The following is a 2,477-nucleotide window of genomic DNA, read 5'->3' as shown; positions in this document are numbered from 1 at the left end:
GGTGGAGCCATGAATCCCACCGCAAGACCGCACGAGCCAACACCGTCGAGGACTACATCGCAGCGTAATCAACCGGCCACCCGACAGGCTCTCAGTCGGCATTGAAGAGCGTCCTCTGGCGGACTGCTGTCCGGCGTCATGAGGTCGTGGGGCATTGGGGGCGATGCCACTGCTGTAGAGCTAGCACGGGCACCGTCGTAGAAAGCGCGACGGATCGGCTGTGGTTCGCGGCGCCTCACGGACCGGCTTCCGGCCGCGTGACCTGGAACGCCTTGAGCGGGGTGTCACCCTCGTTGTCGCCGACGAACCCCGTCTCCCCGTATCTCTCCTTCCAGCGTGGGCCGGCTGGGAGGACCTCGGGTTGTTTCAGCTGGCCCACGCGGTCATGCCGCTGGTGGACGCCTTGACGAGTGCCCGCTGCACGGCCCATTCCCAGGTCGGACGAGTGGTGACTCCCGAGATGCGCAGGTATGGGCGCGTCCGGCGCAGCTGCATTACCGCCCGAGGTCGGTTACGTTGATAAAGCACCTGGCCAGAGGGGGTAGTAAGCCGTAACCCACCGGGGACGTTCCATGACCGGCCTGACCGTCATCCTGCTGCTCGTGGTCCTGGCCACAGCCGTGACGACCGGTGCTCGGCGCTGGAGCATGCCCGCCCCTTCGCTCCTGGTGGTTGCCGGTCTGATCGTTGGGTTGATGCCCTGGCTTCCCGAGGTCCGCCTGCCGCCTCATGTGATCAACGTGCTGGTGCTGCCGCCACTGCTCTTCGCCTCGGCAGGGGAAATCTCTGTCCGCGACCTGCGCACCGTGTGGCGGCCTGTGACCGGCCTGGTCTTCGGTCTGGTCCTCGCCTCGGCCGTCGCTGTCGGGTACGTCGCCCGAGCGATCACACCGCTCACCACCGTGACCGCGTTCATCCTCGGCTCTGTCCTGGCCAGCACTGACCCCGTGGCCGTTTCCGCGCTCGGCCGACGCCTGTCTCTCCCACCACGCGTGCAGGTGATGGTGCAGGCGGAAAGCCTGTTCAACGATGCCACGTCCCTGGTCCTGTACAAGGTCGCCGTGGCCACCGCGGTTTCCGGCAGCGCCGTCACCGTGCGCGGAACCGTAGAGCAGTTTCTGATCCTTGCAGGCGGAGGAGCCCTCATCGGCGCGGTCGTCGCCGGAATGGTGACCCTCATCCGCAGACGGACCGAGGACCCCATGCTGGAGACCGTCATCGCATTGGTCACTCCGTACGCCTCGTACGTCATCGCGGAGGATTCGCACGCCTCCGGCGTGACTGCCGTCATTGTGTCCGGTGTCGTCCTCGGCAGCGCCGGCCACAGGCTCAGCAGCGCCCCCATCCGCCTCCAGGTCCACGCCGTCTACGACACCGTGACCTTCCTGCTGGAGAGCGTCGTCTTCGCTCTCATCGGCCTCGAACTCCCTTCCGCCATCCGTCAGCTCGCGCACGACGAGCACGGCTGGCCGCTGTGGGTCCCGGTGATCGTCTTCACCCTGCTCACGATTCGCCTGCTGTGGATCTTCCCGCTGTCCGCCCTGATCCAATACCGGCACAGGGAGGGCGACACCCGCCTCTCCTGGCGCGTTCCGGCCGTCCTGTCCTGGGCAGGCACCCGAGGCGTCATGCCGCTGGCCGCCGCACTCTCCATCCCCCTGGCCACCCACACAGGGGCGCCGCTGCCGCACCGGGCCCTCATCCTCATGCTCACCACCGGGGCCGTCGCGCTCACTCTCATCTTCCAGGGGTTCACCCTCGCCCCTGTCGTCCGCCTCTCCGGCATCGCTCTGGAGCCAGAGCACTCCGCGCGCGAGGAGGCCCGAACCCGCCAACGCATTGCGAAGGCCGCTCTCGACGAGCTCAAACAGCTTGGCGATCTGGATCAGCTCGCGGATCTGGGTGCCGCTGCCGAGGCCGCGTTGAAACAGGCCCGTCGCCAGCTGGAGGCGCGCATCGACCAGGCCGAGGACGCCCACTACAGCGACCCGGACGCACGCCCTGTCGACGCCTACCGAGAGATACGTCGGACACTCATCGCCATCGAGGCGGCCGAGCTCCAGCGTCTCTACAAAGCGAACAAGATCAGCAACGCCACCCGGCGCCGGATCCAGCGAGAACTCGACCTCGAAGAAGCCAGCCTCCGCGCCCGCGGCTGACTGCATCCCGGCGGGGCGGAGAGGGTCTCCGGCGCGATCGTTCTCGCCGACCCCGCGTGGGCCCGATGGGTCAGCCTCGGCGAACGCAATCCCGAGTGGCTCAGCCAGCAGGTCCGATTCTGAGAGCCTGTCGGGTGGCTGACGACGCGATATGCGTGACGGTCGTGATCTGCCCTCCGGGCATGGCGACGGCCCCGGAATGATCACGTGGTGTGTGCCAGTGCAACGCCGTTGCGTTTGGCTCCTGAGCTGCAAGTCAAGCCCTGTTGAACAGCGCAACGGGACCACCTGATAGATCAACGATCGGCGAAGAAAGTC

The 2,477-nt window shown here is 67.0% G+C and carries 1 protein-coding gene; it reads left to right on the top strand.

The window, feature by feature from the left end; translation table 11 throughout:
- The first annotated feature begins 572 nt into the window (after positions 1-572).
- Entirely contained in the window at positions 573-2,159 is a 1,587-nt protein-coding gene (locus ABZ826_RS39135) for a Na+/H+ antiporter (protein ID WP_361459343.1), read from the top strand.
- The last annotated feature ends 318 nt before the right edge of the window (positions 2,160-2,477 follow it).

The sequence above is a fragment of the Streptomyces sp. NPDC047515 genome (assembly GCF_040643055.1).
Classification (GTDB): Bacteria; Actinomycetota; Actinomycetes; order Streptomycetales; family Streptomycetaceae; genus Streptomyces.
This window is presented reverse-complemented; position numbering and strand designations above follow the sequence as displayed.

Coding starts and splice junctions, on each gene's coding strand:
- ABZ826_RS39135 (WP_361459343.1), top strand. CDS start 573: ATGACCGGCCTGACCGTCATCCTGCTGCTCGTGGTCCTGGCCACAGCC.